This window comes from Cytobacillus sp. OWB-43 (assembly GCF_034651445.1).
Classification (GTDB): Bacteria; Bacillota; Bacilli; order Bacillales; family Cytobacillaceae; genus Cytobacillus; species Cytobacillus kochii.
Genome location: NZ_JAYEFF010000001.1, coordinates 1,952,329 through 1,977,081 on the forward strand (window position 1 = coordinate 1,952,329; position 24,753 = coordinate 1,977,081).

25 protein-coding genes and 1 other annotated feature are annotated in these 24,753 nt (G+C 36.2%); of the genes, 2 read left to right on the forward strand and 23 right to left on the reverse strand.

The genetic code is table 11. From position 1 onward, the window contains the following. Nucleotides 1–4: 4 nt before the first annotated feature. Both pheS and U9M49_RS09610 read right to left on the reverse strand, forming a co-directional pair. Nucleotides 5–1,042: a phenylalanine--tRNA ligase subunit alpha gene (gene pheS / locus U9M49_RS09605; RefSeq protein ID WP_307312687.1), complete on the reverse strand. Its 1,038-nt coding sequence runs from the start codon at nucleotides 1,040–1,042 to the stop codon at nucleotides 5–7. A 377-nt stretch (nucleotides 1,043–1,419) separates the two neighbouring features. Then, a complete protein-coding gene (locus tag U9M49_RS09610) occupies nucleotides 1,420–2,178 on the reverse strand; it encodes an RNA methyltransferase (protein ID WP_322909661.1) in 759 nt (252 codons plus the stop codon). Nucleotides 2,179–2,305: 127 nt separating this feature from the next. Here U9M49_RS09610 and sspI point away from each other — a divergent pair, with 127 nt between their 5' ends. After that, nucleotides 2,306–2,512, forward strand: a complete 207-nt coding sequence (gene sspI, locus U9M49_RS09615; protein WP_095372333.1) for a small acid-soluble spore protein SspI — start codon at nucleotides 2,306–2,308, stop codon at nucleotides 2,510–2,512. Nucleotides 2,513–2,546: 34 nt separating this feature from the next. Here sspI and U9M49_RS09620 read toward each other — a convergent pair whose 3' ends face one another. Together U9M49_RS09620 and dut are read right to left on the reverse strand one after the other, a co-directional pair. Then, a complete protein-coding gene (locus tag U9M49_RS09620) occupies nucleotides 2,547–3,632 on the reverse strand; it encodes a M42 family metallopeptidase (RefSeq protein ID WP_095372332.1) in 1,086 nt (361 codons plus the stop codon). A 160-nt stretch (nucleotides 3,633–3,792) separates the two neighbouring features. Continuing rightward, nucleotides 3,793–4,227 (reverse strand): dUTP diphosphatase, encoded by a 435-nt coding sequence (gene dut, locus U9M49_RS09625; protein WP_095372331.1) that lies wholly within the window; start codon nucleotides 4,225–4,227, stop codon nucleotides 3,793–3,795. Nucleotides 4,228–4,444: 217 nt separating this feature from the next. Here dut and U9M49_RS09630 point away from each other — a divergent pair, with 217 nt between their 5' ends. After that, nucleotides 4,445–4,837 (forward strand): sigma-w pathway protein ysdB, encoded by a 393-nt coding sequence (locus tag U9M49_RS09630; RefSeq protein ID WP_095372330.1) that lies wholly within the window; start codon nucleotides 4,445–4,447, stop codon nucleotides 4,835–4,837. A 187-nt stretch (nucleotides 4,838–5,024) separates the two neighbouring features. Here the strand turns inward: U9M49_RS09630 and U9M49_RS09635 are convergent, their stop codons facing one another. From U9M49_RS09635 to U9M49_RS09725, 19 genes are all read right to left on the reverse strand, one after another. Then, nucleotides 5,025–5,612 carry a TVP38/TMEM64 family protein gene (locus U9M49_RS09635; protein ID WP_322909662.1) on the reverse strand — a complete coding sequence of 196 codons (588 nt, stop codon included), beginning with the start codon at nucleotides 5,610–5,612 and terminating at the stop codon, nucleotides 5,025–5,027. Between the two features lie 73 nt (nucleotides 5,613–5,685). Continuing rightward, entirely contained in the window at nucleotides 5,686–5,958 is a 273-nt protein-coding gene (locus U9M49_RS09640; RefSeq protein WP_307312684.1) for a DUF1294 domain-containing protein, read from the reverse strand. 226 nt (nucleotides 5,959–6,184) lie between these two features. Next, a complete protein-coding gene (rplT, locus tag U9M49_RS09645; protein WP_095372327.1) occupies nucleotides 6,185–6,544 on the reverse strand; it encodes a 50S ribosomal protein L20 in 360 nt (119 codons plus the stop codon). A gap of 25 nt (nucleotides 6,545–6,569) precedes the next feature. Then, nucleotides 6,570–6,770 carry a 50S ribosomal protein L35 gene (rpmI, locus tag U9M49_RS09650; protein ID WP_095372326.1) on the reverse strand — a complete coding sequence of 67 codons (201 nt, stop codon included), beginning with the start codon at nucleotides 6,768–6,770 and terminating at the stop codon, nucleotides 6,570–6,572. Between the two features lie 15 nt (nucleotides 6,771–6,785). Then, nucleotides 6,786–7,289: a translation initiation factor IF-3 gene (infC, locus tag U9M49_RS09655; RefSeq protein WP_095372325.1), complete on the reverse strand. Its 504-nt coding sequence runs from the start codon at nucleotides 7,287–7,289 to the stop codon at nucleotides 6,786–6,788. Nucleotides 7,290–7,391: 102 nt separating this feature from the next. Further along, nucleotides 7,392–7,512, reverse strand: a sequence feature (ribosomal protein L20 leader region). Between the two features lie 232 nt (nucleotides 7,513–7,744). Continuing rightward, the gene (thrS, locus tag U9M49_RS09660) at nucleotides 7,745–9,679 is read right to left on the reverse strand and encodes a threonine--tRNA ligase (RefSeq protein WP_095372324.1); all 1,935 of its coding nucleotides are present in this window, start codon (nucleotides 9,677–9,679) and stop codon (nucleotides 7,745–7,747) included. Between the two features lie 326 nt (nucleotides 9,680–10,005). Then, complete coding sequence (gene ytxC / locus U9M49_RS09665; protein ID WP_157733922.1) at nucleotides 10,006–10,878, reverse strand: putative sporulation protein YtxC; 873 nt, start codon at nucleotides 10,876–10,878, stop codon at nucleotides 10,006–10,008. 93 nt (nucleotides 10,879–10,971) lie between these two features. Next, nucleotides 10,972–11,904, reverse strand: a complete 933-nt coding sequence (dnaI, locus tag U9M49_RS09670) for a primosomal protein DnaI (RefSeq protein ID WP_095372322.1) — start codon at nucleotides 11,902–11,904, stop codon at nucleotides 10,972–10,974. Further along, a complete protein-coding gene (locus tag U9M49_RS09675) occupies nucleotides 11,905–13,326 on the reverse strand; it encodes a replication initiation and membrane attachment family protein (RefSeq protein ID WP_322909663.1) in 1,422 nt (473 codons plus the stop codon). Nucleotides 13,327–13,404: 78 nt separating this feature from the next. Next, entirely contained in the window at nucleotides 13,405–13,866 is a 462-nt protein-coding gene (nrdR, locus tag U9M49_RS09680) for a transcriptional regulator NrdR (protein ID WP_095372321.1), read from the reverse strand. 149 nt (nucleotides 13,867–14,015) lie between these two features. Next, the gene (gene speD / locus U9M49_RS09685) at nucleotides 14,016–14,399 is read right to left on the reverse strand and encodes an adenosylmethionine decarboxylase (RefSeq protein ID WP_095372320.1); all 384 of its coding nucleotides are present in this window, start codon (nucleotides 14,397–14,399) and stop codon (nucleotides 14,016–14,018) included. Nucleotides 14,400–14,880: 481 nt separating this feature from the next. Continuing rightward, nucleotides 14,881–15,906 (reverse strand): glyceraldehyde-3-phosphate dehydrogenase, encoded by a 1,026-nt coding sequence (locus tag U9M49_RS09690; protein WP_095372319.1) that lies wholly within the window; start codon nucleotides 15,904–15,906, stop codon nucleotides 14,881–14,883. Between the two features lie 284 nt (nucleotides 15,907–16,190). Beyond that, nucleotides 16,191–16,793: a dephospho-CoA kinase gene (gene coaE, locus U9M49_RS09695; protein WP_095372318.1), complete on the reverse strand. Its 603-nt coding sequence runs from the start codon at nucleotides 16,791–16,793 to the stop codon at nucleotides 16,191–16,193. Between the two features lie 26 nt (nucleotides 16,794–16,819). Beyond that, a complete protein-coding gene (gene ytaF / locus U9M49_RS09700; RefSeq protein ID WP_095372317.1) occupies nucleotides 16,820–17,461 on the reverse strand; it encodes a sporulation membrane protein YtaF in 642 nt (213 codons plus the stop codon). 105 nt (nucleotides 17,462–17,566) lie between these two features. Continuing rightward, nucleotides 17,567–18,394 (reverse strand): DNA-formamidopyrimidine glycosylase, encoded by an 828-nt coding sequence (gene mutM / locus U9M49_RS09705; RefSeq protein WP_095372316.1) that lies wholly within the window; start codon nucleotides 18,392–18,394, stop codon nucleotides 17,567–17,569. Between the two features lie 39 nt (nucleotides 18,395–18,433). Next, complete coding sequence (gene polA, locus U9M49_RS09710; RefSeq protein ID WP_095372315.1) at nucleotides 18,434–21,070, reverse strand: DNA polymerase I; 2,637 nt, start codon at nucleotides 21,068–21,070, stop codon at nucleotides 18,434–18,436. A 447-nt stretch (nucleotides 21,071–21,517) separates the two neighbouring features. Continuing rightward, on the reverse strand, nucleotides 21,518–23,278 hold the full coding sequence (pnpS, locus tag U9M49_RS09715) for a two-component system histidine kinase PnpS (RefSeq protein ID WP_095372314.1): 1,761 nt from the start codon (nucleotides 23,276–23,278) through the stop codon (nucleotides 21,518–21,520). Then, nucleotides 23,275–23,988, reverse strand: coding sequence for a response regulator transcription factor (locus U9M49_RS09720; RefSeq protein WP_307312682.1), 714 nt, complete (start codon nucleotides 23,986–23,988; stop codon nucleotides 23,275–23,277). The genes pnpS and U9M49_RS09720 overlap by 4 nt, the downstream gene beginning before the upstream one ends. A 174-nt stretch (nucleotides 23,989–24,162) precedes the next feature. Beyond that, nucleotides 24,163–24,636 carry a MaoC/PaaZ C-terminal domain-containing protein gene (locus U9M49_RS09725; protein ID WP_322909664.1) on the reverse strand — a complete coding sequence of 158 codons (474 nt, stop codon included), beginning with the start codon at nucleotides 24,634–24,636 and terminating at the stop codon, nucleotides 24,163–24,165. Between the last annotated feature and the right edge of the window lie 117 nt (nucleotides 24,637–24,753).

Here is a 24,753-nt window from a genome sequence, read left to right on the forward strand (position 1 = left end):
CCCTTTATTCATGAATTGAGAATTGCTTTAAGAATCTACTATCATTTGTATAGAAATGACGAATATCATCGACACCGTATTTTAACATGGCAATACGCTCAGCTCCCATGCCAAAGGCAAAACCTGTATATTTTTTAGAATCAAATCCTGCCATTTCAAGGACATTTGGGTGTACCATTCCTGCACCTAAGATCTCAATCCAACCGGTTTTTTTACATACATTACAGCCTTTTCCAGAACAAATCATACAAGAAATATCCATTTCTACAGATGGCTCAGTAAATGGGAAGAAACTTGGACGAAGGCGAATTTCTCTCTCTTCACCAAACATTTTTTTCGCAAATACTTCTAGCGTACCCTTTAAGTCTGTCATACGAATATTTTCATCTATCACAAGTCCTTCAATTTGCATAAATTGATGAGAGTGAGTCGCATCATCATTATCACGACGGAATACTTTTCCTGGACAAATGATTTTCACTGGACCTTTCCCCTCATGCTTTTCCATCGTTCTAGCTTGCACAGGCGAAGTATGTGTGCGTAATAAAATATCCTCTGTAATATAGAATGAATCTTGCATATCACGTGCAGGGTGACCTTTTGGTAAGTTCAATGCTTCAAAATTATAATAATCCTTCTCCACTTCTGGTCCTTCCGCTACGGTATAGCCCATTCCAATGAATAAGTCCTCAATTTCTTCAACAACCCTTGTTAATGAATGATGATTACCGGTATGTACAGGACGACCTGGTAATGTCACATCAATCGTTTCTGCAGCAAGCTTAGCTTGAATTTGCGCTTCTTCTAACTGCACTTGTTTTGCCGTTATTCCTTGCGTAATTTGATCACGCACTTCATTTGCTAATGCACCCATTTTCGGACGTTCTTCTGCAGAAAGTTTCCCCATTCCTTTTAGTACTTCTGTGATCGGGCCTTTCTTACCTAAATAAGCAACGCGGATATCATTTAATTCTTTTAAATCCATTGCCGCAGAAACCTTCTCTAACGCTTCTGCTTGCAATTCTTTTAAACGCTCTTGCATCTTGAAACTCCTCCTTTTAATACTTTTTTGACAAAATAAAAAACCTTATCCCATGAAAGGGACGAGGTTTGGAATCGCGGTACCACCCTTTTTAATACAACAATAAAAAACATGCTATATTCGCTTCATTTCGATAACGGCAAAAAGCCGGTGCATCTTTACATCGAAAATATTCGATGGTCCCGATGTCTGCTCAAGAGCTGAAATTTCGAGTAAGTCGCTCATAAAAATGCTTTCAGTCTCAGGCATTTTCTCCCTATTATGAACAAAACATACTTTACTTTGTCTCTATCATAGCTTTTAATTATTTCATTTTGCTATTTATTATATTACATTATGAGTCGACATTCAAATTGTTCTCACGATTTTTTTACTCATTATTCGTTTCTCAAATAATATAGCAATATACCTGCTGCTACAGCTACATTTAAGGACTCACTCTTACCGTATAAAGGAATATACAGATTGGCTGTAGTTTGTGTAAGTAACTCTTTATTTACACCGTTCCCTTCATTACCAACGAGCAATGCAAATTCATCCAGTGGAGCAAAGCTTTGATATTCTTTGCCTCCTTCTAATGCTGTACCGTATACAGGAATATTATTTTCCTTTAACTCCTTCATCCATACATCCAACTTGCCATGGATAATTGGTAGATGGAAGTGACTACCTTGAGCAGAACGTAAAACCTTTGGATTATAAGGGTCCACTGTGCCGTGACCGATGATAACCGCATCCATGCCAGCCGCATCAGCTGTACGAATCATTGTTCCTAAGTTTCCGGGATCTTGCACTTCATCTAATAGTAATAATTTCTTCAAACCAAGCGAATCGAAAGACCTCTCTTCTTCTTGATAACATACGGCCACAATTCCTTGCGGTGTTTGTGTATCAGTTAAGTCTCCAATCACATGTGGCGGTAGGATATAAACGGAACAGTTTCCTACATTCCAGCTTTTTGGTATATCCTTTTCCTCACTAATCATTAACTCTTTTACACGATTTTCTTTTAATGCTTCTTCAACAAGATGAAATCCTTCAACAAGAAAAGTACCTGTTATATCTCTTTCTTTCCTTTTGAGAAGCTTTTTCCACTGCTTCACCTGTGGATTTTTTGCTGATTGTAAGTACTTCATTTTTTCGCTCCTTCAATAAAACACGTGCCATTAATATTTCATTATACCGAAAAACACATACATAATAAATCTTAAATGAGAAACCCTATAATCGTAACGAATTCTAACGAAGGATGTGTTTACTTTTATGAACTTAAATTTACGTAATGCCATCTTACACAATGTTTCAGGTAATTCACAAGATGAATTAAAAGATACTATTGTTGATGCTATACAAACAGGCGAAGAGAAAATGCTCCCTGGCCTTGGCGTATTATTTGAAGTCATTTGGCAAAATTCATCTGAAACTGAAAAGAAAGAAATGCTAGAGACGTTAGAAAACGGCTTACAATAAGAAAAAAAACAGCCTTTCATCAGGCTGTTTTTTTCTATTCAAAAGTTATTTTTGCAACTGTATCGTTATCTAGTCTTTTAATAACAGCTGTAATCAGTTTTACTGCGTTTTCAAAATCATCACGATGAAGAATACCCGCATGTGAATGAATATATCTTGTTGCAATTGTAATTGAAAGCGCTGGCACACCTTTATATGTTAAATGTATGGAACCTGCATCCGTTCCACCACCTGGTACAGAATCAAACTGATATGGAATATTGAGCTCATCTGCTGTATTTGTTACAAAATCTCTTAAACCTTTATGTGACACCATAGAAGCGTCATAGAGAATAATTTGAGGACCATCACCTAATTTACTTAACGCATCCTTTTCTGTTACACCTGGTGTATCTCCTGGTATCCCAACATCAACAGCGATACCGATATCAGGCTTAATCATTTGTGCAGCTGTTTTTGCCCCACGCAAGCCAACTTCTTCTTGTACCGTTCCAACCGCATATACTGTATTTGGATGGTTCTCATTTTTCAAACCTTCTAGCACTTTAATTGCAATCGCCAAACCGATTCTGTTGTCCCAAGCTTTCGCAAGTAACATTTTCTCATTGTTCATCACAGTGAATTCAAAATATGGAACAACCATATCCCCTGGTTTTACGCCCCAACCTAATGCCTCTTCACGGCTAGAAGCACCGATATCAATGAACATATCCTTGATTTCAATTGTTTTCTTACGCGCTTCTGCTGGCAAAATATGTGGTGGCTTCGAACCAATTACCCCAGTCACATCTCCTTTAGATGTTACAATCGTCACACGTTGGGCTAACATCACTTGAGACCACCAGCCTCCAACTGTTTGAAACCGCAAAAACCCTTTATTATCAATACTTGTCACCATAAAACCTACTTCATCTAAATGACCAGCAACCATAATCTTTGGCCCATCTGCTTGACCAATTTTTTTAGCGATTAAACTACCAAGTCCGTCAGTTGATAATTCATCAGCTAAGGGTTCTATGTATTTTTTCATCACTTCACGCACTTCTCGTTCGTTACCTGGAACCCCTCTTGCATCAGTTAGTTCTTTTAGCATCGTTAATGTTTCATCAAGCTTAGACATATTTCGACTCCCTTAATATTATTTAAGCCCATTATACATGGTTAGTCCTTCTTTTGTAAAAACTTAAACTACTTCTTACTGTACTTCATTTCTATAGAACTTATACATATGTGTTAACAAGCGGGAAGACTTAAAGGTACTTTGAGGTTTAGACGCTCACTTATTTTCCGGATGAACCAAACCCTCCACTGTTTCTTTCTGATTGTGTTAAATCACTTACTTGGGCAAGCTCAACTTGAAAAACTGGTGCGATTACCATTTGGGCAATTCTCATATGTTTTTCTACACGGAATTCTTCTTTTCCATGATTAATCAAGATGACCTTCACTTCGCCTCTATAGCCCTCATCAATCGTCCCTGGACTATTTAAAACCGTTACACTATGTTTAAGAGCTAAACCACTTCTTGGCCTTACTTGTGCTTCCGTTCCTTTTGGTAACTCCATCTGAATACCTGTGCTAATTAAAGCTGACTGTCCTGATGGTATGATTACATCTTCAACTGAAAATAAATCTAGCCCAGCGTCCCCCTCATTTGCACGGTAAGGCATTTTAGCATCATTGCGAATCAATTTAATGTTTAATATATTCGTCATTGTTTATCCCTCATCTTATTATAGAATGATGTTATTATCATGTTGCATAAAATTACTTACTAATGGGTATATAAACCGTAAATGTCCCTCAGTTTTTTCGATTAAAGAGCCAATTATTTTTTACATAACAAAAAAATTATAACAAATTTAAACAAAGTTGAAACCTTTTTCGTTTTTATTCGTAAACACTTAAAAAATGTACAAAGGGGTATTCTTAATGTTATTGATCATTCGCCTATTACTAATCATTTTGATTATTTTGCTCATATATAGTGCTGTTAAGTATGTTACAAATCCGATGCGTAAATTAGAAAAAGCTCATAAACAAAAAAAATATTTTTTTTATGACGACGCAAATAACGCTCAGAAAAATTTCTTCATTACTTATAAAGGGGTTATGTTTGAAGGTGAAAAATATCTAGGTACAACAGATAACTCCTTTGATGTGGTTTCAATTTTCATTTGGCCTCATCAGCCATCAGAGTTACAAGGACTTGTTGGCGAGGACTTTATGTTTATCGAAAGCAAATTAAAAAACCATTATATGAATGCAAAAATCGACTGGAAGAGCCCTGTGAAAGAGCTAATGGATAAAAAGCGTAACCAGTGAAAGATGAGCCCAAACTTTAAGCCCTAACAAACCTTTACAAAGTTTGTTAGGGCTATATTTATATCTCTAAGTAGCATTTGCTAGATTTTTATTACATCAGTATTTTCCTCTTTTTCTGCAATCAAATAATTCCCCTCTCAAAGTCAATAAACAAAAAAAGCCAGGATACACGACCCTAACCTTTCATTTATGAAACTTTTTTCACCTTTGTTGTTTTAAAAAATTCTTGCCATTTTATCACAGTCACTTTCTCTCTAATGAGATAGAGAAGAATGGACAAAGACAGTAGAACCATAACAATCATTGTTGGTGTAAATCTACTGATAAATTCACCAAAAACAGTATAAAAGATTGCTAATGGTATATTTGTTAACAAAGCACCTTTGCAGAAATCACGAAATTTCGGGTTTTTTTCTAGCAAGCAAAAGTTAAGTAAATGAAAATGAATAAATGGAATCAAACGAAGAATGGAAATTTGACCAATGGTTAAATTACGATATTCTCCAAACCATTTCTTTTTTAAATGAGACAGTTTTTCATGAAAGGTAGGAAGTTGATAAATTAATACATAAAAAAATAAACAAGATAACATTAACCCTACTAGAGATAAAATACTACCAAATAAACTGCCAAACAATACACCACCAGCAATACAAACAAGTGGCACAGGGATAAAAAGGAACTGCCGCAAAATATGAAATAAAATAAATGCGAATGGAGCGAGAATACCTGCTGTCTCAATAATCCCCTTTGCAAGAGCAAGATGTTCATTCACCTGATAAACGCCCACCTTCCATGAACTATAAGATTCTTGGATGTTAGTACATCATATGGCAAGGGCACTAAAATTATGCCCACTCCATGATGAGGTAAACGAGGAATATCAACTGTAACACAGATAAGATAGGAAGACCAAATTTAAAAGAAAAATGCTTTGTCTTATGTCTATAACGCCTCATTCCCCAAGTCATTCCTATAGCTCCAAACAAAAGAGCAACCAGCCACAGATTTTGCTCACTAATGCGGTATTCTCCCTTTTGCGCTTTTCTTTTATCTATTTTCATCATAATTGCTGCAATGCCATTCATTATAAAAAAGACGATTATGATAGCAAAAATCATTCATTACACCCCTATTCTCATTTCGTTATCGAAATTATAGCTGATAAAGTAAATTAATCGTATTTATAAGTTCGTACTCGTGCCAAAGGTCATTAGTTTAATACGCTTGAGATGCTCACTAACATATACTTGAACTTTGCAGGAGTATATTTCGTTTTCTTCCACTTCAATAGACTAAAATCATAACAAAAAAAGCCACCCCCGAAAGAGCGACTCTTAAACTTTCTTATTTAGAAAGGTTTTGTTTTGCAACATTTGCTAATTCTGCGAATGCATTTGCATCAGAAACAGCTAATTCTGCAAGCATTTTGCGGTTTACTTCGATACCAGCTAGTTTTAATCCGTGCATTAAACGGCTATAAGAAAGACCGTTCATACGAGCAGCTGCGTTAATACGAGTAACCCATAACTTACGGAAGTCGCGTTTTTTCTGACGACGATCACGATAAGCATAGTTGTAAGATTTCATTACTTGTTGGTTAGCAACTTTATATAATGTATGTTTAGAACCGTAATAACCTTTAGCTAATTTTAATACCTTTTTACGACGTTTGCGAGTAACTGTACCGCCTTTTACACGTGGCATAATATTTCCCTCCTATTTTGCGAGTTTACTTAAGACCTACTAACATATTGCGGATACGCTTGAAATCACCAGTAGATACAAGAGTACCTTTACGAAGCTTACGTTTTTGTTTTTGAGATTTATTCGCGAACATATGGCTTCTGTAAGCGTGAGAACGTTTTAATTTTCCAGATCCTGTTCTTTTAAAACGCTTAGCAGAACCACGGTGTGTTTTCATTTTTGGCATGTGGAATTCCTCCTCTTACTTTTCGTTTTTAGGTGCAAGTATCATAAACATGCTTCGGCCATCCATTTTCGGATGAGATTCAACTGTTGCGACTTCAGAGCAAGCCTCTGCAAATCGAACAAGAACACGCTGTCCAATTTCCTTATGCGTAATCGCACGACCTTTAAAACGAATGGAAGCTTTTACTTTATCGCCTTTTTCAAGGAATTTGATTGCGTTACGAAGCTTTGTATTAAAGTCATGTTCCTCTATCGTTGGACTAAGGCGAACTTCTTTAACACTGATAATTTTTTGATTTTTACGTGCTTCTTTGTCTTTCTTCTGTTGCTCGAACTTAAACTTACCGTAGTCCATGATACGGCCTACAGGAGGCTTTGCATTCGGTGCTACAAGAACAAGATCAAGATTTACACGTGCGGCTATTTCTAGCGCTTCATTTTTAGATTTGATTCCTAGTTGCTCGCCATTCTGGTCAATAAGACGAACTTCACGGGCACGGATACCCTCGTTTAACAACATATCTTTGCTAATAGTTAGACACCTCCATGGTTTTATATGAACACAATGTTTGGGTCACTTTTCTAAAAGAAGCTTCCAGCTGCACCGAGTGATACAATTGAGGCAAATAAAAAAGTGCGGGTGAAGACACCCACACATTACGTACAATGTTAAAATTCACGTAAACCTGCTAACTGCCTAAAAGCGTCAATCAGGTGAGAAGCGGGCGCTTCTTCTTTACTCAAACTGTATTCAAATTACCTTAGAAAATATATCACAAAGCATAATATTTGTCAAATGGTATTGTTTTTTCACAACATAGAAAATGATATCAAAAGTTGCGGTGTTTGGCAACAACTTTTGAAATTTTTTTGTACCCACCTTTATCCAGCTTAACAACATGCATAAAGTGACGTTTTGAGTTAAGCATGGATAAAGACTCTGGGATACGATCATACACGTTGTTTGTAATATTTTTATCCTCTTTGAACTTCCTTCTCAATCAATTGTTTAAATTCATTAAAGGAGATGGTTTCTGATTTTTGTTCCCCATATTTACGTACATTAACCGCCTGTTCACTTACTTCATTATCGCCGACAACGAGCATATATGGGATTTTCTGCATTTGTGCTTCACGAATTTTATAACCCATTTTTTCATTACGATCATCGATTTCAACGCGAATTCCTGCAAGCTGTAAATCTTCTTTTACTTTTTTCGCATAATCAAAATGGATATCATTTGAAACTGGAATAACTTGGACTTGAACAGGAGCTAGCCATGTTGGGAATGCACCTTTGTATTCTTCGATAAGGAAAGCAACAAAACGTTCCATCGTTGAAACAACACCACGGTGAATAACAACAGGGCGATGCGGCTTGCCATCTTCCCCAACATAAGATAAGTCAAAACGTTCAGGAAGCAAGAAGTCTAACTGAACAGTTGATAACGTTTCTTCTTTACCTAGAGCTGTTTTTACTTGTACATCAAGCTTAGGACCGTAGAATGCGGCCTCCCCTTCGGCTTCATAGTATGGCAAGCCAATCTCATCCATTGCTTCTTTTAACATCGATTGTGCCTTTTCCCACATTTGATTATCATCAAAATACTTTTCAGTATCCTCAGGATCGCGATAAGATAGGCGGAACGAATAATCATTAATGTCAAAGTCTTTGTATACTTCGAGAATTAAATTAACAACGCGTATAAATTCTTCTTTAATTTGGTCTGGACGAACGAATAGATGAGCATCATTTAATGTCATACCACGTACACGTTGCAATCCTGATAATGCTCCAGACATCTCATAGCGATGCATTGTACCTAATTCAGCGATACGGATTGGTAATTCTCTATAGCTATGGATTCCTTGTTTATAAATCATCATATGATGAGGACAGTTCATTGGACGAAGAACAAGCTCCTCATTATCCATTTTCATTACAGGGAACATATCTTCTTGATAGTGATCCCAGTGTCCTGAAGTTTTGTAAAGTTCCACATTTGCCATAATTGGTGTATATACATGGTCATAGCCTAAACGCACTTCTTTATCCACGATATAACGTTCAATATTACGGCGAATTGTTGCGCCTTTTGGTAACCATAGCGGTAACCCTTGTCCAACCTTTTGGGAGTTCGTAAAGAGGCTTAATTCCTTACCAATTTTACGGTGATCACGCTCTTTTGCTTCTTCAAGCAAACGCAAGTGTTCGTTTAAGTCATCTTTTGTAAAGAATGCAGTACCATATATACGTTGTAGCATCTTATTGTCGCTATCTCCACGCCAATATGCGCCAGCAATACTTAAAAGCTTAAATTCTTTAATTTTCCCTGTAGAAGGAACATGAACCCCTCGACAAAGATCAAAGAATTCGCCTTGTTCATAAAGGGTAACTGTTTCACCTTCTGGAATGGCGCCAATCAGTTCAACCTTATATTCGTCGCCAATCTCCTCATAGATTTTTAAAGCTTCGTCTCTACTCACTTCTTTACGAACAATCTCAATATTTTCATTGATGATTTTCTTCATTTCTTTCTCGATTTTCGGTAGATCTTCAGGTGTTAATGACTCCTCCATATCGATATCGTAGTAGAAGCCACTCTCAATAACAGGACCTACACCTAATTTAACGTTTTTATATAAACGTTTAATCGCTTGCGCCATTAAATGAGCGGAACTGTGACGCATAATTTCAAGCGCCTCATCACTGCCTTGGGTAATGATCTCCACAGCCGCATCCTCTTCAATTGGACGACGAAGGTCGAATAATTCATTATTCACTTTACCTGCTATGGCTTTCTTTTTTAAGCCAGGGCTGATTGATGATGCGATTTCTTCCGTTGTTGTTCCTTTGGAGAACTCCTTTACTGCTCCATCTGGAAACGAAACTTTAATCATTTCTGACATCATAACTTCCTCCTTGTTTTTGAAAAATAAAAAACTCGCCCCTAATAAAAGGGACGAGTATCATATACACGTGGTTCCACCCTACTTCTCACTTTAAAAAAGTGACTCGTAGCAAGTTAACGGTCTTGTTGCCGCCAATACTTAATCGACGCCTTAGACATCTTTATGTATTGGAGTTCAAAGGTGGTAAGCATTCCATTCGTGTTAGGAAGATTGCAGCCTTGTCTTCCCTCTCTATAAACCGTAAAAGAATACCCATATCCTTATCATTACTGTTCATTGATAATTTCAATATGTAAGTATTATAGTTTTTAATTTACGGAAAATCAAGAGGGTTCACTTATATTTTTACATGCATGCTGTTTACGCATATTAAATTCACTTATATGAAGGATTTCCAATCTCTCTTCAAAAATATTTTTAATTGTACGAACTAAAGGTTGTTCCTCACTTTCACTATATAAACATATTTCCTGAGGAGCGATTGAGAGTAATGGTGCGATTGTAACTGAATCTACATAGACAGGGTGATTAATTAATAATCTTCTATCTATCATCGCCGTTAGGTCCATTCGAGAAAGCTCTTCGAAATGCTGATTAAAAAAGCGAACTTCTTCACCTAAATATAAATGAATCGTGGGTAACTTACTTTCTCTATCCTTAATAAAGTCTCTTAAGGTTTGAATAAACATTTGATATTCCTGTTCCATTTTATATTCATCAATAGACAACTCAACATACTTTGTCATATCGTCTAAAAGCGGTTTAAGACGAAACTTTATAAAAGCATCATAGGAAAAAGAGATATCATCATGCACTAGGCGATCTATAGCCGATCGTAATTGCTCGTGTATATCCACTCTATGTAAAAAAGTAGATAAATCTTCTCTTTGCCCTTCCAATATGGAATGAATGATTTCAAGAATTTGTTGTTGTTCTTCTGAATCTTGATAATAAAACTTTTCGGCCATTATCTTTCTAAACCAACTATCGCATTTACTCTCCATTAAAAAAGCAGAAAATGTTCGTTTTACTTCTTCAATAGATCGTCCACTGCATTGTTCAGGATACATTCTTACTATATATTGACCTTCATTATGAAGAATTGTCGTTTCGCCTTCCGTATAGTTCTGAATCCGGATTGCGTGCTGAAACAGCTCCTCGGCTTCATGCTTATTCCGGAAAATGATCTCTATCAACCAAATCCCCCCTTAACATCTATCTGATTCATATATATGGGAGACTTGGCCAAAATAGAAGTCATGAAGAAAAACTATTGAAAATTATCTTGCCTAAACCCTTCGATTCGGTCCTTCGACAAGCACAGGATCGGTTAAATACTTAATTCTCTCCATTACTCTTCTTGCCTTCATCCGCTCCTCTTCCCCTCGTTGACTATAGGTAAGATGATGTTCAAGTCCTTTATAATCAAAGTTTGAGGTAAAAAAGGTCGGTAACTTTTCAAGCATACGATATTGTAGAATCGGCGACAAAATTTCATCTCTTGTCCAACTAGACATCGTTTCTGCACCCATATCATCAAACATAAGTACAGAAGCTGATCGAATAGCTTCAAGTTTATCATTTAAAGTCGAATCACTAATTGAGCTTTTCAATTCCCTAAATAATTCAGGCACATAGACAATCATTGATGAAACTTGCTTCAGTGCAAGTTCATTGGCAATCGCACCTAATAAATATGATTTACCGACACCAAATTGGCCGTATAAATATAACGCCTTCTGACCATCACCCTTTTTAAAATTCATACAATAGCTAAGAGCTTTATTGACTGCTTCCATTCTTTTTCCATCATCGTTGTACACCGTATCAAAGGTTGCATTTAGTATGTCTTTAGGGACATATAAACTTTGAATCAACTTCTCATTTTTTCTTTTTTCATCATGGATTTGCTTTCGTGGGCATTTATCATATTTAATATCAATCAGTCCACGTTCAATGACGAGCTCTGGGTGGTAGCCTTGCATAAAATTGATACAACTATCTAGGCTCGGACAGCGATTACATTCCTTACTTAGCTTGCTATATTCATACAATTTAATTAAGCTTCTTTCAACCATATCTGCTGACAGTTCATCCTTATGTGCCGTCAAAAAGGCACGGACATCTGGATCATTTAAAGTCTCTGCTCGTTGCTTTTCATATCTCGTTTTAAAATCTTGATTTCCAGCAAGTTTTTTAAGCGTATCATTGATTCTTTCCATCTATTGTCCACCCCCGTTTCTTCTCTTCATTAGTTCTTGAAATTCTTTCATATTAAGATCTACATTATCATCTTTCTTATCCTGCTTCTGTTGGACGACAGTCTCATTTTTACTTGTTTCCTCGTCAAACCAATCAGGTAAAAGCTCTGTCCTCGTGACAGCTTTTTTCGTATTAGATTTGGATGAACGTTTCCCTACTTTTTTATTCTCTGCCCATTTCAAATATTGTTGGTGTTCTTTCTTCGCCAAAGCCATGGCATTAGCCGTAGTTTGAACGCTCTTTCTCGCCCAATGACTTGCGATTGTTTCCACATATGCCTTTGTCAGCTTTTTATCTGTTTTACGCATCACATAATCAATCAAAACATTCATCACACCGGGAGGCAACTTTTGGTGAAACATCACATCTTCAAGTATTTTCAATTCCGCTTTTGAAGGTTCCGCCCCCCCAGATAAATCTTTCAAAAATTGAATAGGCGAAGTTGTATCAAAGTATTGAATAAGCTCTTCTTCTTTACTTTTTGGCTTTTCAGTTATTGAGAGACTATGAACAGGCTGAGTTTGCGTAATTAATGATGGCAATTCGTCACGATGATTCATTTGATACCAATCCCTTGCCGATTTCCGCAATTCATCCATCTCAACTTCATCATCTTCGTTCATCGCGCTTATAAGAATATTCTTCATTTCCATAACATCAATATCATATAAAAACGCCAAATTACTAATGGCATCCTTTACTGTTTGCGTAAGTGCTTTTCGGGGAACAAGTGATTCACTAAGGCCCGCTTCCAATAACGAGAAATTAAATGTTTGCCATGGAATTTGAATTTTACCCGCTTCCATTCTATCTACCCATTCACCTTTAGGAGAAACAGATAAGTCATCATTATACTCTTTAGCAAGCTGGTGTCCAGATGTATAAACCTCATGAAAGGCTGTTGTTACATCCTTATAATCAAGATGGAGGTTTGAATACTCCTCATCACTAAAAAAACGCTTTAGTCTCGTATATTGAGTTTTACCGATTTTTTTATAAAGAAAGATATTGAGCATACCATCTAAGAAAAATGTACTTGGAGAAAGGGGTGGCTGTAATTGATAAATAAATTCACGATTTTCCCCTTCTTTCACATAAACTTTTAGCAAGCCAATTCCTTCAAGTTTTTTTCTTGCTTCATAAATTTCTTTTAAACTTAAGTCCATCATACTCATCAGACCATGATGGTTACGCGAAGATGAAGACCAAATACGGTTTTCCTCCACTTCCATCCATAAGGTCATATATAAACTGTACGCAATGGTCCCAATAAGTGGCTGATAAAGAAATACTAAGATTTTTCGATCATAGTCATGTAACAGCCCATTTAAAGCCACTGTATAATGATCACTAGGGATGACTTCAGTCCAATGCTGGGCCATGAAAAATACCTTCTTTCTTTCATATCTTGAAAAAAATGAGCAAAGAAGCTAAATTCACTTTAGCCTATTTGCTCACCTTTACGCTTGTTCCTTCTTCATTAACTCTTTTAGCTCTTCTATAAATACATTAATATCTTTGAATTGACGATAAACAGAAGCAAAGCGAACATAGGCGACATCGTCAACTTTCACTAGCCTGTCCATAACCATTTCGCCAACATCATCACTCTTCACTTCTGATACTCCGTTGCTTCTTAATTCCTTTTCAACTTGAAAAGTGATATCCTCTAGTTCTTTTAATGCAACCGGTCGTTTTTCACAAGCTTTTATTAGTCCACGCAATATTTTCTCTCTGCTAAACTCTTCTCTTGTTCCTTCTTTTTTCACAACAATCAAAGGAATTTCCTCTACCTTTTCAAAAGTTGTAAACCGATAACCACATTTTTCACACTCTCTTCGTCTTCGTATCGATTTACCTTCATCAACAGGACGAGAGTCTAGCACACGAGTATTATTATGTTGGCATGAAGGGCATTTCATACAATCAACTCCGTCTCATCTTTACGTTCCTAAAATGTATCTTTACTTACTATCATATAAAAAAGGAGTTGTTAGTACAAGTAGATATGTTTTTTTCATAATAAAAAGAGTGCAATTATTCGCTTGCACTCTTGAAGACTTCTTCTTTATTATAACACATTGGCTTTTGTTGCGTTCTTAACTTGAACAGGACCCATTCCACGAGGAATTTCTATATTCTCACGTGTATCAGCACCTAAAGCTTCTGCAATATAGTCAGCCGCGATATGAGGATTAAGATCACCGCAAGTATAAACATCGATGCTTGCATAGCCATGCTCCGGAAAACTGTGTATAGTTAAATGCGACTCTGAAATAATGACAACCCCACTTACACCTTGTGGTGCAAATTTATGGAATGCCACCTCTCGCACTTCTGCCCCTGATTTTAGTGCAGCTGCTACAAATGTTTGCTCAATAAATGACATATCATTCAATTTTTCAAAATCGCATCCCCAAAGCTCTGAGATGACGTGACGACCCATTGTTTCCATATTCAAATTTCCCCCTTTACTAATTGACATGAATTTCTACTGGGCAAAGCATATAACTACCACGGGGGAAAGTTAGTCCAAAGAGGTCCTAACCCTTTAAGTAGCCATTTAGCGCCTTACTCGTTGAGAAGTTCACGATTTTTAGTATACTTTGTTTAATGTTCTTTTGCAATAAATCCTAGAAAATTTATTTAAGTGAATTTCAATAATAATTACATTTTCACATAAAGAAAGGGGACTAAACATTGTTATCATCAGTGTTTATCCCCTCCATTAACCAAGGGAAATGTCACAATTTATTCAAATTTTCCAGAGACATCATTCAGAAATACGCAACGAAAAGACAAACAAAAAGCTTTTTTTATTTAAAAGATTGCCCCAACCTGTGATCATCTATGTAGTAATCAGTTTAACATTTCATTTTACCTACATAGTAAAAATGCAAAAAAGGCAATCCCATTAAAGGATTGCCTACATAAAATTATGCGTTCACTGCAGATTTATTTAGTTCTTCAGCTACATATTTCACCAAGTCAACTACACGACAAGAATAACCCCACTCGTTATCATACCAAGCTAAAACTTTTACTTTATTCTCACCAATCATCATTGTGGAAAGCCCATCAATAATAGCAGAGTGTGGATTTGTTGTGAAATCGATTGAAACAAGTGGTTCTTCTGTTATATCTAATATACCTTTTAATTCATTTTGTGCCGCATCTTCAAACGCAGCATTTACCTCATCAATTGTTACATCCCTCTTTAAATCAACAACTAAATCAACAAGTGATACATCTGGCGTCGGCACACGAAGAGCCATCCCATGTAACTTGCCTTTTAATTGTGGTAACACAAGAGACAATGCTTTCGCTGCTCCTGTTGAAGTAGGAATAATTGACTGCGCGCAAGCTCTAGCACGGCGAAGATCCTTATGTGGATTATCAAGGTTCTTTTGGTCATTTGTATACGCATGTACAGTCGTCATTAAACCGTTTTCAATGCCGAACTTATCTTCTAATACTTTTGCAACTGGCGCTAAGCAGTTTGTTGTACAAGAAGCATTAGAAATCACATCATGTTCAGCAATGTTAAGCGCTTCATCATTCACACCCATCACAATGGTTACATCTTCATTTTTCCCTGGAGCCGTTAAAACAACTTTCTTGGCACCTGCATTTAAATGAAGCATCGCTTTATCTTTTGAGTTGAACTTACCTGTAGCTTCAACAACGATATCAATCTCCATTTGTTTCCAAGGAAGTTCCTCAGGGTTACGATTGCTTAGTAATTGAACTCTTTTTCCGTTCACTACAAGCGCATCATCTTCGGGAATCACTTCACCTTGGAATGCACCATGAGTAGAATCATATTTAATTAAATGTGCTAACGTTTCTGGTGGATAACTAGCATTTATTGCTACTACTTCCAATGTATCATCAAGAATGGCCTTTCTAAACACCATTCGTCCTATTCTCCCAAACCCATTAATCGCTATTTTCGCCTTCATCTTACGGCCCCTTCCGTATAAATGTTATACTTTTTTAACCATTTTCATGCTAATAGTATAACATATTAACCACAAAATGTGATGAGCAAATTGCGGATATTTTAAAGTTCCACTATTCAGAAATATTGTGGATGTAAAGAGAGCATAAAACGCGTGACATTACGTGAAAAATGCATCTTTACGCCCTATTTCTTAAGTGAAAAAAAATAATCCACTTATTATTGTGGACGAAAAGGGTTGAAATATTACTAATGAAACGTAGAAGTCTAAGTAGTAATTGTGTTTTACTGTTTATCTTTTAATTGTAACAGTAAATCATCTAGTTGCTTCTCTGTACTAGCGAGATCGCCATTATTATCAATTAAAAAATCCGCTAGCTGTACTTTTTCTTCCAATAGCATTTGTGATCGAATACGTGCATTCGCTTCTTCTGCATCAAAACCATTTCTCTCCATCAACCGCTGAAGCTGATTTTCTTTATTAACATACACTAAAACGGTGTAATCCACCATATATGTGAGTTTACTTTCAAATAAGAGCGGGATATCTAGAACGACCATTTTTTCACCATTAGCAACTGCCTCGTCCTTTTGCTCGTTCATTCTCTTCCTAACAGCCGGGTGGACAATACTGTTGAGCTTCATTCTTTCTTCTTCACTATAAAAAACAATGGAACCCAATCTTTGACGGTTAATCTCCCCATTTTCTAGAAGAATCTCTTGGCCAAAATGAGAGACAATTTCATCATAAGCAGCCGCACCTTTTTCAACTGCTCGTTTCGCTTCAACATCTGCATCTATTACTGTAATTGCTCTTTCTTTAAACATGGTGGAAACTGTGCTTTTACCGCTTGCAATTCCACCAGTGAGTCCGATAATAACTGTCATTCTTACTCTCACACCTTTTTATCAAATTAAATTTTCCAGATTCCAAGTATAATTAAAATTAATCCTGGTATAAACGAACATCGTTGCATCCATTGAGATTTAGAAAATATCGAGCCAATACTCATCCCACCAAAAACAAATAATGAACTCATAACCGCAACACATATAGCTAAATAATATGGTGAAAACCCAAGCATAGCCGCTCCAATACCTGCACCAAACGCATCCAGTGACAAAGCAAACCCTAATAAAAAGGCTTCAATACCAGTAATTGTACCTGACTTATCAATATCGGCTACCATCGGTTTTCTTAAAATGTTAATAACTACACCCAAAGACTTGATTTCAAAATTCAAAAGAATTTTCTCATGTGGAAGAGCATCTTTATCCTTTTCCTTTTCAGGGCGGAAAAACTGATACAGTACCCAAGCACCTAATACAATAAGGATGATACCCCCAATACTGTTTGCAAAAGCAGGTGAAATAAACTTTGCTATTGTATGACCAATCCCCATTGAAATGAGAAGAGTAAAAGCTGAACAACAAGCAATAATTAAAATCGATTTAATTGGAATCTTCATTTTTCTTAATCCATACGTTAAACCTACACTAAAACTATCTAAGCTAACAGCTATAGCTAGTATTATAAGTGTCATCATCTGCGTCATTTAAAAGAGCTCCTTCCATGAAATGGCTAACATATTATATGGAAGAAGCCCATCCAATGTTATCTATAATCTAGGCTAAGATGACAAAAGAAAAATGTGGTTATTTTATTTCGGCTGACATTGTGGACAATAAACAGTCCCACGTCCTCCAGCAATGATTCTCTCAAGCGGTGTAGCACAAACTTTACATTCCTCTCCACGCCGCCCATACACAAATAGCTCTAACTGAAATAATCCTATTTGGCCTTGGGAGTTCACATAAGAACGTATCGTACTGCCTCCTCGTTCCACAGCTTCGGACAATGTTGCTTTAATTTCCGAATAAAGCTTTTCTACTTCCTCTTTTGTTAATGTTTTAGCAGAGCGCTCTGGGTGAATACCTGCTTTAAACAAAGATTCATCGACATATATATTGCCTAAGCCTACAATTAGTTTTTGATCCAAGAGAGCCGCCTTAATGGGCCGTGCTGTCTTATTCAATAAATTTTGTAATATCTTTGGCGAAAAGGCATCTGATAAAGGTTCTACACCTAATTGTGAAAGTGGTAGTTGACCAAGCTCATCTCCACGCTTAAATAAATGCATGGTGCCAAATTTGCGCACATCTTTATACCTTAACTCTGTTCCATCCGTAAAGGAGAAAATCACATGTGTATGTTTTTCAATCGTTTCTGATTTCGGATAAACCCCGTATCTCCCTTCCATTCGTAAATGAGAAACAAGGGCAAGATCATCCGTATAAAGAATCAAAAATTTTCCGCGACGGGCAACCGCTTTAAATGTTTCCCCTTCTAGCGCCTTTGTAAATCGAACGACATCGTCCGGTTCTTTCACCATTTTCGGCCAGTGTACCAACACTTGGTCAATCGTCTTTCCGATAATCAACTCTTCTAAAGTTCTTCTTACTGTTTCTACCTCAGGTAATTCAGGCATCCATAATGACTCCTTTTTTCAATCCGATTGTGAACTCACTTACTTCGCATCAAACCATGTTGGGCCGTATGAATAATCTACTTTTAACGGTACTTTTAACTCTACGGCATGCTCCATTACATCTGGAACAATTTCTTTCAGTTTTTCTATTTCTTCTACCGGTGCTTCAAATATCAGTTCATCATGCACTTGTAATAAAAGCTTGGATTGTAATTGTTCATTCTCTAAGCGATCAGCCATGTCTATCATCGCTTTTTTAATAATATCTGCGGCACTTCCTTGAATGGGTGTATTCATAGCCGTTCTTTCCGCAAAGCTGCGAAGATTAAAATTCCGACTTGTGATTTCCGGTAAATATCTACGACGGTGAAGTAAAGTTTCTACGAACCCTTTTTGTTTTGCTTCTTGCACAATATCTTCCATATATTGTTTAACTGCAGGGTAGCTTGTTAAATAGCGATCAATAAATTCTCCAGCTTCTTTTCTTGTGATAGATAGACTTTGTGAAAGGCCGTAATCACTTATCCCGTAAACAATCCCAAAGTTAACTGCCTTTGCATGACGCCGCATATTTGCCGTCACTTCTTCTTTTGAAACATGAAAAACTTCCATAGCTGTCTTCGTATGGATATCTAAATCTTCCTTGAATGCGGAGATTAGCTTTTCGTCACCTGCAATATGAGCGAGAACCCTTAATTCAATCTGTGAATAATCTGCTGCAAAAATAACCCAATCTTTCTTTGAAGGAATAAATGCTTGTCTAATCTTTCTACCTTCTTCTAAGCGAATCGGGATATTTTGTAAGTTAGGGTCTGTAGAACTTAATCTCCCCGTTTGCGTTAACGCTTGATTAAAACGGGTATGCACTTTATCCGTTTCTTTATTGACCACCTTTAGTAAACCTTCAATATAGGTGGATTGTAGTTTCGCTAATTGACGATATTCAAGGATTTCTTTGATAATCTCATGTTTGGATTCTAATTTTTCTAATACATCTGCTGAAGTAGAATAGCCCGTTTTTGTTTTCTTCATAACTGGTAAACGCAGCTTATCAAATAAGATTACCCCTAATTGTTTCGGAGAATTAATATTAAATGCTTCTCCAGCATACGCGTGAATTCGATTCTCAATGGCCGCAAGCTTCTCTAATAGCTCTGTTCCCATTGAACGCAGGCGTTTCAAATCCACTTTAATACCTGCCGATTCCATATCAGCAAGAATCAATGATAAGGGTAATTCTAATTCGTAAAAAAGAGCAGACTGCTGGTTCGTTTGTAGCGACGTATCCAATTTTTCATAAAGCGAATCCATTGCCACTGCTTTCCTTACAATATGAGGAGCAAGCTCTTCTTCCTTTGGAATACTCCTTTTTGCTCCTTTCCCATAAAAAGCTTGATCGGATTGAACTGCAGAGTATCCGTGATTACGCGCAATAGAAGCTAAATCTTCAATTGTTTCAGAAGGGTTGATAATATAAGCTGCTAAAAGGATATCAAAGTGGATACCTTTTAAATGAATACCATGATGTCTTAGCGAGACTTCAGACCTTTTCGCATCATATACGACCTTTGGAGAGGCATCATCTTCTGCCCATTTTTTAAACACATTCGATTGACAAGCGTTTTTTGTTGAAATAAAGAAGTTTCCATTTTTGTTTGTGACTGCAATTCCAAGAATATCTGCGTAATGATAATTATCCTCTAACACCTCGATATATAATGCACTATCTCCATCCAATTGTTCCTCGGTAAAATCAGTAACAATCTCAAAATTAATTTCTTCAAGCTCGGCTGTTCCGTCTTCTGCTAAATCAAAGCTTATCTTTTCTAATAAAGAATTAAAACCGAGGTCTTTAAATAAATGATATAGTTTATCTTCATTCCATCCTTCATAAGCTATTTTATCTAGCTCTACTTCAATCGGCGCTTCTCTTAAAATTGTTGCTAATTCTTTACTCATTAAAGCTTGGTCTTGAAATTCCTCTAACTTCTCTTTTAATTTGTTACCACTCACTTGATCTATCGATTGAACTAATTGTTCTAATGTCCCAAACTCCTTTAATAATTTTAGTGCAGTTTTCTCCCCGACACCTGGCACACCCGGGATATTATCGGAGCTATCTCCCATTAGCCCTTTCATATCAATGATACGTTCAGGTGAGATACCATACTTTTCCTCGATATGCTGAGGGGTGTACTCTTCTATATCAGTAATCCCCTTTTTCGTAATTCCTACTGTTGTCTTTTCCGAACTTAGCTGTGTTAAGTCTTTGTCCCCTGAAATGACCTTTACTTCAAAATCATCTTGTTCAGCTATTAAAGATAACGTGCCAATAATATCATCTGCTTCATAATTCTCTAGCTCATACCGAGCAATTTGATAAGCATCTAGTAACTCTCTAATCACCGGGAACTGTTCTGAAAGTTCTGGCGGCGTTTTTTGCCTTCCACCTTTATATTCAGTAAACGTTTTATGTCTAAACGTAGTTTTACCGGCATCAAATGCAACAAGAATATGAGTAGGTTTTTCATCTTCCAAAATGCGCATAAGCATCATCGTAAATCCATAGACTGCATTCGTATGTATGCCTTTATCGTTATTTAATAATGGAAGAGCAAAAAAAGCTCGATAAGCAATACTATTTCCATCTATTAATACGAGTTTTTTCTTTGTCATCTCGCCACCAACCTCCTTCGCTTCTTACAAAGTCATTTCATTGAATACACTTCGAAAAAGCCATTATCTATTCTATATTTTATCATGTCTAAAAGAATAAAGAAAAATTAGGAATAGAAATTCATAGGGCTATCGTTCTTTAACGAAGAGATTTACAAAATTTGATGAAGTATATGGTATTTGTGGAGGTGGGAACTGTAGAAATTTTTAGGTGATGGCCACTTCTTTAGCGCATAGCAGCACCACTTACAATATTATAAATTGGAGTTGTTTAATATCATTCATTTGATTATTGTTTATCACAGACTAGAACTTCTTTCTAAAAAAAGAGAGAGCGGGGTAGCTCTCTCTTCTTCACATCATGTGATGAAGGGGTTTTACAATACTAATTGTAACCCCCTATTGTTAATGGCATAAAAAAACAATGTAAACTTTTTGTAAAACTCTTTATTCGCTATCAGGTAACTTCTTATAAAACGTAAGTAAAAAGGCCGTGCCCTTTCCACTCTTGCTTTCAACAGAAATCAATCCTTTATGTGCTTCTAGTAAATGCTTCACAATTGCCAGACCAAGACCTGTACCACCTGAATTTCTACTCCTTGCTTTATCTACTCGATAAAACCTTTCAAAAATTCGCGGAATCTCACTTTCTTTAATGCCTATCCCCGTATCAATTATTTTTATATACACTTTTTGTTGATCTTCTGTTACACGAATAGACACTTTACCTTCATTTGGTGTGTAAGAAATAGCATTGGAAACAATATTAAGGAATATTTGCTTGATTCTGTTAACATCAGCTTCCATTTCGATTATTTCATCTTCACATTTATAATCTATGGTAATTTCTTTTTCCTCCGCACGTCTTTTAACCATCATTACTACTTCATTTAAGACACCAATAATATTCACCTCTTGTATAGAAAGGTGAAATCCTTGTTGCTCAATTTTTGATAAATCAAGCAAATCTTGAATGAGTGTTTGCAATCGTTCACTTTCTTGGAGGATAATCGTTAAAAATTGTTTAAGGGCATCTTGATCATCCATTGCCCCGTCTAAAAGCGTTTCTGAGAACCCTTTTATAGAAGTTATAGGTGTTTTTAATTCATGTGAAACATTCGCAACGAAATCTCTCCGCACCTGCTCCAATTTCTTTATCTCAGTAATATCATGGAAAACCAAAAGTACACCTTTCCATACATCATTCGTGCCGATAATCGGAACACCGTAGACTTCGAAATGTTTTCGATGAATACCAATAAGGATTTGTATTTGCTTTCTTACCTTTTGTTCTGTCATAAATAATTCTTCAATAAGCTCAGTGATTTCTTTATATTCAATGACATTATAATACAGCTCGTCCATGTATTCTGTCACATCAGCATGAAAAACTTCTCTATATGTACGATTCACAAGGTTAATATAACCCTTACTATCTATTAAAATTAATCCACTACCCATGTTTTCAATGAGTGTACTGAGTCTATCTTGATGCATCTCTCTCGATTTCTCCATATCTTGCAAATTACGTGCAAGAATATTAATTGAGCTATTTAACTTACCTGCTTCACCGACATCATTATCATACGTTCTTGCCCGATAATTCCCTTTCGCTAACTCAATAGCGACTCTCGTTGCAGAATCAATCGGTCTTGTATATCTATTCGTAATAGCGGCCCCTAAGAATATAATCAAAATTAATGCTAGGCTAAGACAGATAATTAGGATCCACCAGATTTGCGAGTAACCACTTTTTACTTCATCTATTTCGGCACTTAAAAATAAATAATACGAATTCGTACCTTCATTTAATTCCTTCCAAAAGTAATGATAATCGTCGCCTACGACTTTACCAGCCTGCCCATCAGAGTCAGGTGCACCTAATATTTCACTTATTGTCTTACGGTTTTTCAATTGAATATCTTTATTCACGCTATCAAATATCACTTGATCATTTGCATCGGCAATAGTAACATTAACACCTAACCAGCTAGCAAACTGGTCGACCTTCTCTTGAGTAAGTTGTTCAATTCCACCTATTTCCTCAATCTGGCCTGCTACTAGCTGAATCTCTTTAGATAAGCGTTCATCTATAACATTTATATAATAGGATTTAAATAGCTGACCTAATAACAAGCCTAAACAAAGTAAAACAGCGATAATCAACGTAATGATAGCAAAAAATAGTTTTGAACGAAAAGTTTTCATTCAGGCTTAGGCTCCTCTAGCTTATAACCAAGCCCACGAATCGTTTTAATATATGTTGGTTTTTTTGAATTTTGCTCAATTTTATCTCTTAAGTGACTAATATGAACATCTACAATCCTTGTATCACCCGCAAAATCATAATTCCAAACAGCACTCAGCAATTGATCGCGTGTTAATACTCTACCTTTATTTTTAGCAAGATATAATAGTAGTTCAAACTCTTTTGGTGTCAGCTCAAGTAATTCGTCTAGATAATAGACCTCATATCTATCTGGATAGATTTTCACTCCAGCTATACGTATACTATCATCCTCATCTTCTGAAACAGGTTCGTCAAATTGGGCTTGTGACCTTCTTAAAATGGCCTTTACCCGCGCAACGACTTCTCTCGGACTAAATGGCTTTGTCATATAATCATCTGCACCTAACTCTAGGCCAAGAACTTTATCGAACTCATCGTCTTTTGCAGTTAACATGAGTATTGGTGTATTCACTTTCTTTTGTCTAATTTGTTTACACACTTCAATTCCATCCAGCTTAGGTAACATCAGATCTAACACAATCAAATCTAGCTGTTCACTTAAAGCAAGATTTTTGCCTTCTTCTCCATCAGATGCTGTTAGTACTTCATAACCTGCTTGTTGCAAATTATATTGTAGTAACGTTACAATTGACTGCTCATCATCAACCACTAGAACTTTTTTATCCATAAAAGCCTCCGATAAATAGATTCCCCATTAGTATAAACCAATTACTTTAGTAAAACCCCTTATATAAATGTATTATAATATAAAAAAGAAAAAAAAGCGTGCCCACGACAAAAAACTAAGCAGTATAAATTACTTTTGCTTAGTTTTTTGGTCAACTATCCTTACAATTCATGATTAGAAGTTTTCTAGCACTTTACTGTTGAGACTCTCAAGTGGATAGGGTGGACATACTTTCATTCGGCCATATAATACTGTTTCATTTTCTTCATTCGTTGCTTGTACCTTCATTTCAATATTATGCTTCTCTTCATCCACATGAATTACTTCCATCAAGAATTCAATTGTAGAATAGTGATAAACAGGTTTAACATATTCTAACTCTTGCTTAAGTATGTGGCTACCCGGTCCAGGGAGATATTTTGAAACACTAGATGAGACCATACCATTCAGCATAATATTGGGTACAATTGGTTTTTTATAAGGCGTTTGTGAAGCATAGTCATGCTGTAAGTATATGGGATTGGCATCATCTGTTAACCCTAGATATAATAATAAATCCCTATCTTCTATTTTTTCCGTAAAGGTCAGCTTCTCTCCAACCGAAATTTCCTCAAGTCTTCTACCTATTTTTCTCTTCTTCCCTAACATGGATGCACCTCCGATTTTTGTAACCGCTTGCAAAAGATGAAAATATAAACTAATTTTTCTGTTTATTTATAATTATATTAACATTTTATTTTAATAAGTAAAAGAAAAATAGTAATA